This window comes from Cytobacillus firmus, from assembly GCF_023715565.1.
Lineage (GTDB): Bacteria > Bacillota > Bacilli > Bacillales > Cytobacillaceae > Cytobacillus > Cytobacillus firmus_C.
In genome coordinates this window covers 1-14,747 of sequence record NZ_JAMBOJ010000033.1, presented here as the reverse complement: position 1 = coordinate 14,747, position 14,747 = coordinate 1, and the positions used below count along the sequence as shown (strand labels likewise).

At 40.0% G+C, this 14,747-nt stretch carries 15 protein-coding genes; 13 read left to right on the top strand and 2 right to left on the bottom strand.

Features of this window, described 5'->3' with window-relative positions; translation table 11 throughout:
* Positions 1-37: 37 nt before the first annotated feature.
* On the bottom strand, positions 38-229 hold the full coding sequence (locus tag M3205_RS14365; protein WP_035327181.1) for a DUF2929 family protein: 192 nt from the start codon (positions 227-229) through the stop codon (positions 38-40).
* A 189-nt stretch (positions 230-418) separates the two neighbouring features.
* Here M3205_RS14365 and M3205_RS14360 point away from each other — a divergent pair, with 189 nt between their 5' ends.
* The 4 genes from M3205_RS14360 to M3205_RS14345 all read left to right on the top strand — a co-directional run bounded on the left by M3205_RS14360 (position 419) and on the right by M3205_RS14345 (position 3,347).
* Positions 419-1,156, top strand: coding sequence for an alpha/beta hydrolase (locus M3205_RS14360; protein ID WP_251170541.1), 738 nt, complete (start codon positions 419-421; stop codon positions 1,154-1,156).
* Between the two features lie 79 nt (positions 1,157-1,235).
* On the top strand, positions 1,236-2,063 hold the full coding sequence (locus M3205_RS14355; RefSeq protein ID WP_251170540.1) for a hypothetical protein: 828 nt from the start codon (positions 1,236-1,238) through the stop codon (positions 2,061-2,063).
* Positions 2,064-2,172: 109 nt separating this feature from the next.
* The gene (locus M3205_RS14350; RefSeq protein ID WP_251170539.1) at positions 2,173-3,129 is read left to right on the top strand and encodes a BMP family ABC transporter substrate-binding protein; all 957 of its coding nucleotides are present in this window, start codon (positions 2,173-2,175) and stop codon (positions 3,127-3,129) included.
* Between the two features lie 29 nt (positions 3,130-3,158).
* The gene (locus tag M3205_RS14345) at positions 3,159-3,347 is read left to right on the top strand and encodes a ComZ family protein (RefSeq protein ID WP_251170538.1); all 189 of its coding nucleotides are present in this window, start codon (positions 3,159-3,161) and stop codon (positions 3,345-3,347) included.
* A 53-nt stretch (positions 3,348-3,400) separates the two neighbouring features.
* On the opposite strand, the gene M3205_RS14340 is transcribed toward M3205_RS14345, so the two are convergent.
* Positions 3,401-3,787: a hypothetical protein gene (locus tag M3205_RS14340; RefSeq protein ID WP_251170537.1), complete on the bottom strand. Its 387-nt coding sequence runs from the start codon at positions 3,785-3,787 to the stop codon at positions 3,401-3,403.
* 215 nt (positions 3,788-4,002) lie between these two features.
* On the opposite strand from M3205_RS14340, the gene M3205_RS14335 reads away from it, so the two are divergent.
* From M3205_RS14335 to M3205_RS14290, 9 genes are all read left to right on the top strand, one after another.
* Entirely contained in the window at positions 4,003-4,935 is a 933-nt protein-coding gene (locus tag M3205_RS14335; RefSeq protein ID WP_251170536.1) for a beta-ketoacyl-ACP synthase III, read from the top strand.
* Between the two features lie 45 nt (positions 4,936-4,980).
* Complete coding sequence (gene fabF / locus M3205_RS14330; RefSeq protein WP_251170535.1) at positions 4,981-6,219, top strand: beta-ketoacyl-ACP synthase II; 1,239 nt, start codon at positions 4,981-4,983, stop codon at positions 6,217-6,219.
* A gap of 383 nt (positions 6,220-6,602) precedes the next feature.
* Complete coding sequence (locus M3205_RS14325; RefSeq protein WP_251170534.1) at positions 6,603-7,406, top strand: DUF2268 domain-containing putative Zn-dependent protease; 804 nt, start codon at positions 6,603-6,605, stop codon at positions 7,404-7,406.
* Positions 7,407-7,549: 143 nt separating this feature from the next.
* Positions 7,550-8,575, top strand: a complete 1,026-nt coding sequence (locus tag M3205_RS14320) for an ABC transporter ATP-binding protein (protein WP_251170533.1) — start codon at positions 7,550-7,552, stop codon at positions 8,573-8,575.
* Positions 8,575-9,591 (top strand): ABC transporter ATP-binding protein, encoded by a 1,017-nt coding sequence (locus M3205_RS14315; RefSeq protein WP_251170532.1) that lies wholly within the window; start codon positions 8,575-8,577, stop codon positions 9,589-9,591. The genes M3205_RS14320 and M3205_RS14315 overlap by 1 nt, the downstream gene beginning before the upstream one ends.
* 35 nt (positions 9,592-9,626) lie before the next feature.
* On the top strand, positions 9,627-11,357 hold the full coding sequence (gene opp4A / locus M3205_RS14310; protein ID WP_251170531.1) for an oligopeptide ABC transporter substrate-binding protein: 1,731 nt from the start codon (positions 9,627-9,629) through the stop codon (positions 11,355-11,357).
* 97 nt (positions 11,358-11,454) lie between these two features.
* Positions 11,455-12,420, top strand: a complete 966-nt coding sequence (opp4B, locus tag M3205_RS14305; protein ID WP_251170530.1) for an oligopeptide ABC transporter permease — start codon at positions 11,455-11,457, stop codon at positions 12,418-12,420.
* 12 nt (positions 12,421-12,432) lie between these two features.
* Positions 12,433-13,353 (top strand): oligopeptide ABC transporter permease, encoded by a 921-nt coding sequence (gene opp4C / locus M3205_RS14300; RefSeq protein WP_251170529.1) that lies wholly within the window; start codon positions 12,433-12,435, stop codon positions 13,351-13,353.
* 499 nt (positions 13,354-13,852) lie between these two features.
* Positions 13,853-14,599: a YjbA family protein gene (locus M3205_RS14290; RefSeq protein WP_251170527.1), complete on the top strand. Its 747-nt coding sequence runs from the start codon at positions 13,853-13,855 to the stop codon at positions 14,597-14,599.
* Positions 14,600-14,747: the final 148 nt, after the last annotated feature.

Genomic DNA, 14,747 nt, shown 5'->3' with positions numbered 1-14,747 from the left:
CAGGATGACTCTTTTCATTTCCTACAGAAGCTGCAGATTAATGAATTCCTTCTTTCTCAACAGGACCTTCAGGAATGATGGAAGCGACAACAAAAATTAGAACAGTTGTCCCAGCCGCCAGAATGGTGCCGGTTACAAAATCGTATGGCGCTCCAAGCATTGAGGAAACTACGTACGTTAACATTTGAACAAGAAGGAAAGTCCAGAAGAATGTCCAAAAGAATCTCATCTATTTCACCTCTAACATAATTACTCCCTTTTCATATTAGCATAAGCTATTAAAGAAATAAATTTATTTTTTCTCGTTTGAGCCCATTTGAACATTGATGAACTTGTCTAAAACTAGGCTAATCTCCCTTTCATTTTATGTTTATTTACATACAATATATTATGAACAAACTTGCAAAGGAGTTTTACTATGGAAAGCCGGAACTTCCAGCTGGATACAGAATGGTGCATGATTCATTACCCAGATAAACCAAGTGGTTTCGGTATTCTGATAATTGGGGATGATCGGCATTTTGTTGATAGAAACTGCAGTTTTTGGACTCAAAATGAAGGGAAATGTTCATTAATTAAGAAACTCAGGCAAGATGGTTATACTATCTTTTATTCAAATTTATACGGAAGGCACTGGGGAAGCGATCGGGCTGTTGAGAAGGCTAAGCATTTGTATGAATATATTCTGCGTACAGAAATAATTAACGAAAAGATCCATATTATTGCTGAGGGCATGGGAGCGTTGGTTGCCCTAAGATTATTGCATGAAATGAGTGATTTAATCCGTTCAGCGGTATTAATAAATCCTATTCTCTCACTGAAGCACCATCTCGACCAGGAAAAAGAGCATAAGTTTTTTTATAAGAAACTATTAAAAGAATTGGCAGCTTCCTATAAAATAGATACGGATAACATATCAGAACAGCTCAGCAAACATGAAAAGAACCTCACCTCCGGCCTTAAAGTCCCTGTCAGAATCATTCAGGTTCTGGCCGGCGGAAGAGCTTACAAGCAATCGGATTATTTAAAGAAACGATCCATACAATGGGAAAATGAAAATAGCCCCATCTCAGTGTTTTATATCCTCCCAGATAAAAAACAGCGAATTTCTTCTCAGATGACAAGCTTCTTTAGAAAATATGAAAAAGTCCTATAAACCTGCTGTAATTCCGCAAGAAATAAAGACAATCCTTTGAGCATAGGATACATTAATATGCTTCTAAGGAGGGGTGAAGATGGACAGGGCAGTCATTCTAGGGACATTTGAATTTATAGGTTTCAGCCTGTGCAAGAATCTTTTGGACCAGGGCTGCGAGATAGATGGAATCCATTTCGACAAAGAACAAGATGACGCGTTAATTCACGAAAAACGCCTGACAATCGGACGAAATGCGAATTTCAATGAAAAAAACTATTCTGCATGGATTAAATCTGGAAAAATACTAAAAAATGACACGATTTTTATAGATATATACGACTTGTATATTAGGAATAAGCTTAGTGCTTTATGGGAGAAGGAGCTCATTGACGTATTTCTTATGAAAAACCTGGCTACATTCCAGAGCCTTCAGATAAAAATTGCATTTTTTCTTCCCATTCAGTGGCTTAAAGACATCAGCAGAACACACAGCAGGGTGGAAGATGTTATTACAGTCCTTAAAGAAAACAATATTTCAGTTGCGTCCTTTTATCTGCCTGTCATATATGGTCCCTGGCAGCCTAAGGAATTTAGTTTTCATCAGGTTATTGCAGGTGAAAGAGTAATGATAAGTGAAAGAGAATGGATATATGATGCTATCTATATTGATGATCTCATCAATTTCTTATCAAATTGTACAGATAAGCATTTTAATGAGTCTTATCTTTTGAAAAGCAGCATCACCGGGCACTGGCGAAAATGCGCTGACTACCTTTCTTTTGGCAATAATGAAAATTGGAGATGTCCCGATTTGGCAAAAGGGAAAGTAACTGAAAGAACGATTCAGTGTTCAGTAAAATTCTCAGATGGTCTCGAAAAACAAAGACTACAGTTTATTTCATTAGGAAACCCGGGTGACTTGTAAATTGGAAAAAAATCTTTCCATTTGAGATAAAGAAAAGGTAGAATTAAATTAGTCTGATAAATTAAACCGGCAGCAGTATGCGAAAGACAGAGAGGCGGAGAAAAAGAAGATGCATAAGACATTAAAGAATTTAGGGATCCTTCTTTTGTGCCTTCTTTTATTGGCCTCCTGCAGACAGCCGATGTCTGCAGGAAAACTTGAGAAAGCTGGATTATTAGTGCCCGATACTGTTAATGACCAAGTATGGGGGACCAAAGGCTATAAAGGCATGCTAAAGATTCAATCCCATTATGATATTGATGTTTATTATAAAGAAGGCATGAATTCAGAGATGGTTGTTGAAAGAGCTGTTAAAGAGTTTGACCAAAAAGGTGTAAACCTGATCTTTGGACATGGCAATGAATACGCTGCATACTTTAATAACATCTCAAAAAAATATCCTGACATTCACTTTGTCAGCTTTAATGGTGACGCTCAAAATGAAAACACCACCAGTTTAAACTTTGAAGCATATGCAATGGGTTTCTTCGGAGGCATGGTGGCAGGACATATGACGAAAACAAATAATGTAGGAATCCTGGCGGCTTTTGAATGGCAGCCAGAAGTAGAAGGTTTTTATGAAGGTGCAAACTATACCAATGAAAAAGTAAACGTGCAGATCCAATATGTTGGCAACTGGGACAATGATAACAAAGCCATCGCTCTTTTGGACAAACTTATTGCCAATAAGACAGATGTTGTATATCCGGCCGGAGATGGATATAATGTTCCTGTTATCGAAAAGCTGAAAGAAGAAGGGCTCTACGCCATCGGCTATATTTCTGATCAGTCGGATTTAGGTGAATCAGTTGTCCTGACCAGTACAATTCAGCATGTAGATGTTTTATATGAACTAGTGGCAGAAAAATATAACGAAGGCGAGCTGGAATCAGGAAATCTATCTTTTGATTTCGAGGATGATGTGATTTCATTTGGGAAATTCAGCCCAGACGTCGACGAAAAATTCAAAAAAGAACTAAACGCTGTCATTGAGAATTACAAAAAAACAGGCAAATTGCCTGAATAATAATTACCATACATAGGAGGTACTGCAAGATGAACGAAAAGAATATGGAATTCATGCAAATCGCCATGAAATACCTGCCGGAAGCCAAACAGCAGCTTGACGAAGCAGGCATCGAACTATCCATGGAAATGATTCAGCCATTCATGAACCTATTCACTAAAGTCATGAACGAAGCCTATGAAATGGGCAAAGCGGATGCCTTGAATAAGAGTGAATAATTTAGGAAACCAGCCTTTTAGGCTGGTTGTTGTTGATTTTGGGATACCAGCCTCTACTTCTTCCAAAACATCTCAAGCAAAGGACCTGCTTTTTTCAGTAGCGGCTTTAAATGATGAGCTGAAGATATGAGCGTATCAATGTTGCCCATCAGTTCCTCGAGGTTTATATTGTTCAGGATATTGTTCTCACTTTCTTTACCGGAACTTTCTCTTTCAGTAGTTTCACTGCTTTTTCCCCCTAAGAGCCAGTCGTCAGCTTCGTGAGCATTTCTGTTTCTGCCACCGAAAAGCCAATCATCTTTCTCCTGATGTTCTTCAGCACTGCTTTCGAAATCAATTTTTCCTCCAGCTGGGTTATGGTTACTCACTCTTTCCCCAAATAAAAAATGGGTTAAAGGGTCCTCTGTATATCCCCTGTCTTTTTCATCTTTATCAAGCATATGCCAGTTTCCTCCTTCCAGATGCCTATATATCAGCATATGAAGAAAAATTAACCCCGGTATAGACATTTGTGTAGTTATCAGCAGGCAATGTAAAAAGTGTTGCGTTATTATATAAACTTTTGATAAAATTAGTACCAAGTCATAATAATTGATAATAATATTTAAATAGAGAATAGTTATGGGTTTTTAAATATGAAAGGGAGTGGGACTCCATGAATGCTGGAATTATAGGAATCGGAAGATATCTTCCTGAAAAAGTGGTAACAAATGCTGATCTGGAAAAAATAGTTGATACTTCTGACGAATGGATTCGGACCAGGACTGGAATTGAACAAAGAAGAATTGCTGATGACAATATTGATACATCAGATATGGCCTACGAGTCGGCACTGAAGGCATTGGCTAATGCAGGCATTGAAGCAGAGGACTTAGATCTGATTTTAGTTGCAACCGTTACACCGGATAAGCCCTTTCCATCTGTTGCCTGCATGCTCCAGGAGAGGCTAAAAGCAAGCAAGGCTGCGGCAATGGATGTTAGCGCTGCATGTGCAGGATTCATGTATGGTATCATAACAGCAAAACAATTTATTGAAACTGGGACATACAAAAATGTTTTAGTAGTAGGTGTAGAAAAGCTTTCAAAAATTACAGACTGGAATGACCGTAATACTGCCGTTTTATTTGGAGACGGAGCAGGTGCAGCTGTAATTGGGCAAGTCTCGGATGGCCGCGGGATATTATCATTTGAATTAGGAGCAGATGGTACGGGGGCAAAACATCTATACCAGGATGAATTTATCATCATGAACGGGCGTGAAGTGTTCAAATTTGCAGTTCGTCAAATGGGTGAAAGCTGCATCAATGTGCTTGAGAAAGCTGGATTATCCAAAGAAGATGTGGATTTTTTAATTCCTCATCAGGCGAATATCCGGATCATGGAAGCTTCCCGACAAAGATTGGAACTTCCTGTAGAAAAGATGTCTAAAACAGTGGATAAATACGGAAATACATCTGCTGCATCTATTCCGATTGCATTGGTGGAAGAGCTGGAAGCTGGTAAAATTAAAGATGATGATTTGCTTGTGATGGTCGGCTTCGGAGGAGGACTAACCTGGGGAGCCATTGCGATAAGATGGGGAAGATAAGAACTTCATTTAAAATGATGATAATATAAAAGGAGCTGCAATCTTATGAATAAAAGAAGGGTTGTTGTTACAGGCATTGGAGCTGTAACACCGCTTGGAAATAATACAGAAACAACATGGAATAATATTAAGTCAGGTGTTTCAGGGGTTGGTCCGCTGACTAGATTAAATGCAGATGAGTACCCGGCTAAAGTAGCTGCTGAGGTAAAAGATTTTAATCCTGAAGACTTTTTTGATAAAAAAGATGCGCGAAAAATGGACCGCTTTACACATTACGCTGTTGCGTCATCCATGATGGCTGTTAGAGATGCAAACCTTCAAATTACAGATGAAAACGCTCATCGCATCGGTGTCTGGATTGGTTCAGGCATTGGCGGAATGGAAACATTTGAAAATCAATATGAAGTATTTATGAAACGTGGATACAGAAGAGTCAGTCCATTCTTCGTGCCAATGATGATTCCGGACATGGCTACTGGCCAAGTCTCCATTTATCTGGGTGCAAAAGGGTTTAACTCATGTACAGTGACTGCATGTGCCACTGGTACCAACTCAATCGGAGATGCCTTCAAGGTTATTCAGCGCGGCGATGCGGATGCGATGATTTCAGGGGGGGCAGAAGCACCAATCACCAAAATGTCTGTAGCCGGATTTTGTGCAAACACCGCGCTTTCAACTAATCCGGATCCACAAACGGCCAGCCGTCCATTTGATCAGAACCGTGACGGGTTTGTTATTGGAGAGGGTGCGGGAATTGTAGTACTTGAAGAACTTGAGCATGCACTTGCCCGCGGAGCAAAAATCTATGCAGAAATAGTAGGCTATGGTGCTACCGGGGATGCCTATCATATCACTGCGCCGGCTCCGGGAGGAGAAGGCGGAGCAAGGGCCATGAAAATGGCAATCGAAGATGGCGGCTTAAAGCCGGAAGATATCGATTATATTAATGCCCATGGCACAAGTACCGATTATAATGATAAGTTTGAAACACTGGCAATCAAAGAAGTGTTTGGAGAGCATGCCTATAAACTGGCTGTAAGTTCGACTAAATCAATGACAGGACATCTTCTGGGAGCTGCAGGCGGAATTGAAGCCATTTTCACAGTTCTGGCAATGAAGGAAGGAATCCTGCCGCCGACCATTAATCTCGAAAACCCGGATCCTGAATGTGATTTGGATTATATTCCAAATATGGCCAGGGAAAAAGAAATAACAGCTGCAATGAGCAATTCACTTGGCTTTGGCGGTCACAATGCAACCATTGTTTTTAAAAGATATGAATAAGAAATAACCAAAGCTGATTTAAGGGAAGTCAAACCTCCTTTGAATCAGCTTTTTTAAACGGCTGTTTTCGTAAAGTTGCTATTTACATAATTTTTACTGAGTTGATTGTAGTGGAAGGTGCGAGATCCTCGAAAATGCTATAGCATTTTCGTCGTGCGGTGTTTATTCATGGCAGCATATTCAAAGTCCTACGGGAGTAGCGGGACAGGTGAGACCCCACAGACGAGCAGCGTCGAGAAGGCTCACCGCCCGCCCCGTGGTTCGCTGAGCAGCCTCTCGTTTCAATCAACGGACAACATTGATAAGCAAAAATAACAATTTATACGAAAAGAGCCTTTTAAATTAACAAAATTCTTATACCTACATATTATCGAGTAAAGGAGGTGCGAAATGGGATAGTTAGAACAGATTTATGGCTCGAGGAAGGCTTTAAGGAACCGCTTAAAATATGTGAAAAGCTTACTGGACATTTCAATGATGATAACCCCCGAAAAATATACGAGTACCTAACGGGCTTCGGCATGTATACACCTGACAGGTTCAGCAGAAATATCTTCAACGAGTTAAAAGAAAAGAATGTGTGGGACCTGGCAAAAAGCATTTACTTAAAATATAGGAGGATGTGGGCAGGACCTGACATTAATGTTTACATTTTCCCTTCTGCTGGAGGCGGACTATTCTCGCGCCAACCTGGTAAATCAGGAGTTTCCTTTGCAAATATGCTCTTTCTTTTTCTTCCTTCAGAAATAGAAGAAGCTGAACTGGAGGCTTTATTTGTGCATGAATATCACCATGTCTGCAGAATTAACTCGCAGAAAAAATCGCTTGAAGAATTTACACTGCTGGATTCCATTATACTGGAAGGGCTTGCCGAACATTCAGTAGAAATACACTGTGGAAAAAAGTTCAGAGGATCCTGGTGCACCAGGTATTCGAAAGAGGAAATCAGGAATTTTTGGGATAAATTTATTAAACCGAACTTAAAATTGAAAAAGAATGATAGGCTGCATCAAAAGATTTTATATGGTGAGAGACCCTATCCTCAATTACTTGGCTATGCTGCCGGCTACGAAATTGTAAAGGAATTCAAAGAGGAAAAAAGTTTTTCTACAAAAATTTCTTTTACTGCGCCGTCCGATTACTTTACAGATCCAACTTCCTATAAACTGGATTCTTGTTTGCTTTAAAGCCCTAAAATGCGGGCTTTTTTTTGATTTAAAACGAATTTTAATAAATTTTAAAAAAATCTTGCAATTGTAATAAATTTGTAATAATATTTTAGACAAATAGAATGAATTAACAGAATAATTAAAAATGTAAGAGGTGTCCTATGAGCGCAAAACCCCGTAAGCATAAATACGCACCTTTACTAGAGGTGAAGAATCTAGAAACGGCTTTTTCCATAGATGGTACATACTATAACGCAGTTGATAATGTTTCTTTCCGAGTGAATCCCCGGCAAATAGTTGGAATAGTGGGAGAGTCCGGGTGCGGAAAGTCTGTAATGAGTCTCTCTGTTATGAAACTCCTGCCTAAAGGCATTGGCAAGATCCGAAGCGGTGAGATTCTCTTTGATGGTGTTCATTTAGAGAACATGACAGATTCAGAGATTAATAAGATCAGAGGAAAAGATATCGCGATGATATTTCAGGAACCTATGACGTCATTAAATCCTGTCTTCTCAATCGGGTTCCAGCTGCAGGAAGTATTATTCAATCATATGAAAATCTCCAAAAAAGAAGCACGGCTTAAAAGTATTGCACTTCTAAAAAGTGTAGGAATTTCAAGACCTGAAAAAATTGTAGATGAATATCCCCATCAGCTTTCAGGAGGTATGAGGCAAAGGGTTATGATTGCCATAGCGATTGCATGCCAGCCGAAGCTGCTGATCGCAGATGAGCCTACTACTGCCCTGGATGTTACTGTACAAGCCCAAATTCTTGAACTTTTAAAAGAAATCCAGGAAGTCAATGATATGTCCGTCATTCTGATTACTCATGATCTTGGTGTAGTAGCTGAGATGTGCGATGAAGTAATCGTTATGTATGCAGGGAAAATAGCAGAGCGGACAGATGTAGATTCTTTATTTCACAATCCAAAGCATCCTTATACTCAACTCCTGATGGGAGCCATTCCGAAAATGGATGAAGAAGTGGAAAAGCTAAGCACAATAAAAGGAATTGTGCCTTCATTAAAAAATATGCCTAAAACAGGCTGCAAATTTGCGGCGCGCTGCCCTAAGGCAATGCCCGAATGCCTGACAGTAACACCTCAATTGGCAGAAAATGAAAATGGACATGAGGTTGCCTGTCTGCTTTACGAGACAAGCCAGCCGAAACAAGAGGTGAACGCATAATGAGTAAAGAGCATAATAATACAGCTGTTCTAAAAAAAGATAAAAGCAGTAATGAAGTGCTGTTAGAGGTTAAAAACCTAAAAACATACTACCCTGTAAAAGGCGGAATCCTTAGAAGGACTGTAGCTGTCGTTAAGGCTGTCGATGATATTACCTTTGAAATTAAAAAAGGGGAGACACTAGGACTGGTTGGAGAATCAGGCTGTGGAAAATCAACAGCAGGTAGAACAATACTCAGACTTCTGGAACCGACAGAGGGGCAAATCATCTTTGACGGACAGGATATCACTAATGTGAGAGGGACCAGCTTGAGGAAAATCCGCCAGGACTTCCAGATGGTCTTCCAGGACCCATATGCTTCATTAAATCCCACGATGATGGTCGGACACCTTGTGTCAGAGCCTATCAGAAACTATAACAGCAAATCCGAAAAGGAACTGAAGCCGGAAGTAATGGATCTTCTTGCGAAAGTTGGACTGCCTGAAGATGCTTATTATAAATATCCCCATGAGTTTTCCGGAGGGCAAAGACAGCGTATCGGAATAGCAAGAGCCCTGGCTTTAAGGCCTAAGCTGATTATTGCGGATGAGCCTGTCTCAGCCCTGGACGTTTCGGTCCAATCACAGGTATTGAATCTATTAAAAGAACTGCAGGATGAATTTGATCTTACGTTTTTATTTATTGCCCACGATTTGAGTGTTGTTAAACATATGAGTGACCGGATAGGGGTTATGTATCTGGGAGGCCTTGTAGAAGTCGCTGAAAAGGACAGCCTCTATGCAGAGCCTCTGCATCCATATACTCAGGCGCTGATTTCTGCGATTCCTGAACCTGATCCGCGGAAGAAAAAGGAAAGAATCATATTAGAGGGTGATGTACCAAGTCCGATTGATCCTCCAAAAGGATGTACATTCCATCCGCGCTGCGCACATGCAATGCCTGAATGTCAGAGTGTAAAACCGCAATTAAAGGAGGTGAAGCCTGGGCATAGAGTCGCTTGTCACTTATATAAATAAAGCTTTGTCAAAAAATATTTTTCGGGGGGAAAACAATGAAGAAATCAGCATTTTGGCTGCTTTCGCTTCTGCTTGTCATGTCTGTGTTCCTTGCAGCATGTTCTGGCGGCGGAGAGAAAGCTAACACAGAAAAGGAACCAAAAGATGATGGGAAAGCATCTGGAGAAGTAAAAGAAGGCGGTAAAGTAACATTCGGTTACACACAGCCATTTAAAGGCGTTTTATCTTATGCTTATTATGAAGGTGAAGATGATGCAAATGCCCTTCAATTTATGCATGAAGGCTTGCTTGCAGTAAATGATGAGCTTATTTCTGAACCGAACCTGGCAGAATATGAGTTATCTGATGACAACACTAAATTAACCTTCAAGCTTAAGCAAGGGGTTAAATGGCATGATGGTGAAGAATTAACAGCGGAAGATATGGAATTTGCTTGGTATTTAATTGCAGATCCAACATATGAAGGTGCCCGTTTTGCTAATGTAGCAATGATCAAAGGTGCTCAAGAATATAAAGATGGAAAAGCTGACAAAATTGAAGGTATCAAGGTAGTAGACGATTATACAATTGAGGTAACAGTAACTGAGCCTTCTGTTAACTTGTTGGAAAACATTTGGATCTATCCTGAGCCAAAGCACTACTACGGAGATATTTCTTCTAAAGAGCTTCCGGATGCCGATCAAGTCCGTAAAGCCCCAATCGGTGTAGGACCTTTTAAAGTGAAAAACATCGTACCTGGCGAAATGATCGAATTTGAGCGTTTTGATGATTACTGGCAGGGACCAGCCAAATTGGATGGTGTAGTTTACAAAATCATTGATGGTTCTTTGGCACAAGGTTTAGTGCAAAATGGAGAAATCGATGTTATTGAAGCTCCAAAAGATCAGTGGGAAGCTATTAAAGCTCTTGATAACGTAAATCCAGTAGAAGCAGATGCTATGTCTTACAGCTATATTGCTTTTGACTGGGGTCACTATGATACTAAAAAAGGTGTAGTAGTATCTGATAACAAGAAATTCCAGAACAAATCCCTTCGCCATGCAATGGCACATGCGATTGACCGTCAGGCATTTATCGATGGTTTTGCAAACGGCTTAGGAAAACCATTAAACACTCCTTTCCCTTCGGTATCATGGGCTAAGATTGATGATTCAGAAATCAATCCATATGAGTATGATCCTGAAAAAGCAAAGAAATTACTTGACGAAGCAGGCTATGTTGATAAAGACGGCGACGGCTTCCGTGAAGATCCAGAAGGCAAGCCATTTACAATTAACTTTGATGCAATGGCAGGCGCTGAAACTTCAGAGGCACGTGCTCAATTCATCCTGCAATCCTGGCAGGAAGTTGGCTTAAATGCAAAGCTTAATGGCGGTTCATTAAAAGATTTCAACCTTTTCTATGACACTATCGAAGCAGATGATCCGTCTGTTGAGACATTCATGGGTGCATGGGGCCTTGCTAATGATCCAGATCCAGCTGGAATCTGGTTATCTACTGATAAGTGGAACATGTGGAGATGGTACAGTGAAGAGTCTGATGAGCTAATTAAGAAAGGTATTACATTCCCTGAAGATGCAAGTAAAGATGTTACTGAACATCGTCAGGAAGTCTATAATGAATGGCAAAAGCTAGTTAACGAAGAATTGCCAATCATCTTCTTCGAACAGCGTGTAGATCCATGGGCAATCAACAAGCGTGTTGGCGGGGTTAAAGTAACTCCATTTGGAACTGATGAGTTCCACAAATGGCACATTGTAGAGTAACAGAATAATAGGAGCCTGTATTCCTTGGGGGAGTTGCTCCTCCAAGGAATACAAGTTTAACCAGCGAATAAATTTTTGTTTGGTAAGGGGAATGGAAATGCTACAGTACACAATTCGACGACTTATAGGTATGATTCCCATAATCTTCCTTATCTCAGTGGTGGTTTTCACCCTGGCAAAGCTTATGCCTGGTGATGCACTATCTGGAAAAATTGACCCATTGAACTCAGATCCAGAGTATATTGAAGAAATGCGTGAGAAGATGGGATTGAACGACCCTATTCCTATGCAGTATGTCCGCTGGATGAGTGGTGTGGTACAAGGGGATTTTGGAGATTCATTTGTTCATAAGCGCCCGGTTATGGAATTAATTGGTGACCGTTTGCCGAACACGATTATTTTAGGAATATCAGCTCTATTAATCACTTATTTATTGGCCTTTTTAATGGGAAGATACTCTGGGCGATTTGCCTATAGCATTGGAGATTATTTAATATCAGCTTTTAACTATCTAGCACTTGCAATTCCAAGCTTTGTTGCAGCTTTGGTTGCCATTTATGTTTTTGCCATCAATCTTGGATGGGTTCCTGCCACTGGAAGTATCGGCAGCGGGGTAGAAGCAGGGACACTGGAATATTACTTAAGTAAAGCAAAACATACAGTCTTGCCGGCTTTAGTACTCGGAGCCATGGCTACAGCCGCTTATACACAGTTCTTAAGAAATGATATGATCGAAAGCTCTCGCAAAGATTATGTTCGTACAGCAAGAGCTAAAGGTACGAAAGAATCTGCGATTTATAATAAGCACATTCTAAGAAACTCAATCATTCCTATTGTTACTTTACTTGGATTCGATATTGCCAACCTATTTGGAGGGGCAATTATCACAGAAACCATTTTTACATACCCTGGCATCGGTTATTTATTCGTAGAATCAGTTAATTCACGTGATTATTCAGTCATGATGGCTATTGCCATGATGCTTACTATTTTAACATTAATTGGAAATTTAATTGCAGATTTACTATATGGATTAGTAGATCCGCGTATTCGTTTAAGTTAGGTAGGTGAGAGTATGGAACCATCAATTTCACAGCAAACTTCGCCTGGTTTAGCAGAGCCTGTTAAACCTCCGAAGAGTCAATCACCATGGGCTCTCGCCCGCCGCAAGTTTTTGCGCAATAAAGCAGCAATGATCAGTCTTGTTTTCCTGCTGCTAGTCTGTGTAATGTCCATATTAGCTGAACCGCTAACTATGCCGGTTGAGGAGACAGCTAAGATTAATTTAACACAAATGAGCAAAGAACCATCTGCTGATCATTACTTCGGCACTGACAAGTCTGGCCGAGATGTTTTTGCCAGGACTCTCCACGGCGGCAAGACATCACTCTTGCTTGCATTCTCTATCACGATCTCGGTTATTACCCTTGGTACTCTCGTTGGTGCTACTGCGGGCTACTTTGGCGGTTGGGTTGATAATGCCCTGATGAGATTTACAGACTTTATGATGAACTTTCCATTCCTGCTATTTGTTATCGTATTGAAATCCATTTTTATCGAATCAAGTACAGGAACCCTCATTTTTGTAATAAGTGTACTAAGCTGGACAGGAACGGCACGTCTGGTGCGAAGCAAGGTTATGGCTGAGAAGGAAAATGAGTATATTATGAGTGCTGTATCCATTGGATGCTCTGCACCAAAGACCATTTTTAAACACTTGCTGCCAAATGTCATGTCAACTATTATTGTTCAGGCAACCATTACTCTTGCAGCGATGATTGTAGCTGAGACAGGTCTAAGCTTCCTCGGTTTTGGTGTACCAATTAACATTCCAACCTGGGGGAACATGCTTCAGGAAGCAAGAAGTCCTGATGTTTTAACAAGTAAATGGTGGATTTGGATTCCGCCTGCTGCGATTCTGACATTTACAATCCTATCTATCAACTTCATAGGGGAAGGTTTGAAAGATGCATTCAACCCTAAATCCAACAGATAGCAAAAAAACGCCTGTAATAAGGCGTTTTTTGCTGTTTTGTGGGCTAAAGCTTGTACATATCAAAGCAATTGCCTTCATATACATATAAAAAAGGTAGTGGGAGTGAGTTTATGGCAGCAATAAAACCTTATATGACTCACAAATATAGTAAAGAACATGTTATTTAGGGCATTTTGGCTTTTATCTGGGTTTGGAATCTCTGTTTCGGGAGGAGTCAGTGTCATAGGGTATTTGAATTTACTTACAACTGGACAGACCTTCAAGGAATACTTGCATTTTATCACCTATCGACCGGAATGCTATTTGCTTCCACTCGGTATAATTATAATAACATTGACCATATATCTTCCCTATTCAAATGAAGATGATTAAAAAGACATTTCATCAAATATAAAGCCGATCAATTACAAAAAATGGATCGCAAGTACAATATAGGAATAAATATACTGTCTCCTGCCCATACTGAGTGACAAATAGTTTGTTGAAGTGGGGGTTAAAAATGTTGTATCTTCATGATGTTTGGGTGAATTGGTTTGAAGGAGAAGAAAATGGATATAATGTATGTCATTTTCATGAATGGAGAAAAGATGATGGCGTAGAACTGCTTGACCAGGTTCCGCTGCTAAAGATTGATCCGGTCCTTTTTAATTATATTGAAAATGATCTTTCTGAGCTGCCACAACAACTGCTAGATGATATTTATCAAAAAGCTTACTTAAGGAAAAATCATGAAAGAGTCCAAATGGAATATTGCTTTGTTGTATCTGATGGGACAGGCATTTTGGCTGTAGATACAATCGGCTACAACATTCCAATCAGAAAAAGCAGGCTAATACCAAGGCAGGAGCAGCTGGCCTATGAAATGCTGGAAAATCAGCAAACGGCAAATTACTCTTTTAATGATCAAACCGCATTGAAGGAATTTCATATTCTTTCTCCTTCTCCGGATCTGATGGCAGGTCTGACAAGAAAAGAAAGACAGCTTAAACAGCTTCTGTTTATGGCGCTGGACCAGCTTCATTCCTCCAAAAATGATGCCGAAATCCGTTATTGGTATACGGAGTGGAGCCCTGAACGATATACTAAAATACAATCAATGAATTTCGAAGAGGCCTGGTATGAATTATTTGATGAAAGTAAATACGGCTGGTCAGCCAAACATGAAAAGTTTTGTGAAAACTTAATAAAAGGACAGCCGTTTTTTGAGAAGTTGTGGGAAATGGAGCATGGTCCAAAAGTAAATTAAAAAAAACAGCCAAAGGCTGTTTTTCAGACTGTCGACAAACTCGATGAAAATCGTACTTGTCGGGAGTCTTTTTTGATTTAAAATAGAAGTAATACAATGCTTGAGGTGATTAATATGCTTTCTAAACATAATCCAATTCAACGGGATC

Bases quoted from the DNA above. Each gene is read 5' to 3' on its own strand.
- M3205_RS14365 (WP_035327181.1), bottom strand. From the start codon at position 229: ATGAGATTCTTTTGGACATTCTTCTGGACTTTCCTTCTTGTTCAAATG.
- M3205_RS14360 (WP_251170541.1), top strand. From the start codon at position 419: ATGGAAAGCCGGAACTTCCAGCTGGATACAGAATGGTGCATGATTCAT.
- M3205_RS14355 (WP_251170540.1), top strand. From the start codon at position 1,236: ATGGACAGGGCAGTCATTCTAGGGACATTTGAATTTATAGGTTTCAGC.
- M3205_RS14350 (WP_251170539.1), top strand. From the start codon at position 2,173: ATGCATAAGACATTAAAGAATTTAGGGATCCTTCTTTTGTGCCTTCTT.
- M3205_RS14345 (WP_251170538.1), top strand. From the start codon at position 3,159: ATGAACGAAAAGAATATGGAATTCATGCAAATCGCCATGAAATACCTG.
- M3205_RS14340 (WP_251170537.1), bottom strand. From the start codon at position 3,787: ATGCTTGATAAAGATGAAAAAGACAGGGGATATACAGAGGACCCTTTA.
- M3205_RS14335 (WP_251170536.1), top strand. From the start codon at position 4,003: ATGAATGCTGGAATTATAGGAATCGGAAGATATCTTCCTGAAAAAGTG.
- fabF (WP_251170535.1), top strand. From the start codon at position 4,981: ATGAATAAAAGAAGGGTTGTTGTTACAGGCATTGGAGCTGTAACACCG.
- M3205_RS14320 (WP_251170533.1), top strand. From the start codon at position 7,550: ATGAGCGCAAAACCCCGTAAGCATAAATACGCACCTTTACTAGAGGTG.
- M3205_RS14315 (WP_251170532.1), top strand. From the start codon at position 8,575: ATGAGTAAAGAGCATAATAATACAGCTGTTCTAAAAAAAGATAAAAGC.
- opp4A (WP_251170531.1), top strand. From the start codon at position 9,627: ATGAAGAAATCAGCATTTTGGCTGCTTTCGCTTCTGCTTGTCATGTCT.
- opp4B (WP_251170530.1), top strand. From the start codon at position 11,455: ATGCTACAGTACACAATTCGACGACTTATAGGTATGATTCCCATAATC.
- opp4C (WP_251170529.1), top strand. From the start codon at position 12,433: ATGGAACCATCAATTTCACAGCAAACTTCGCCTGGTTTAGCAGAGCCT.
- M3205_RS14290 (WP_251170527.1), top strand. From the start codon at position 13,853: ATGTTGTATCTTCATGATGTTTGGGTGAATTGGTTTGAAGGAGAAGAA.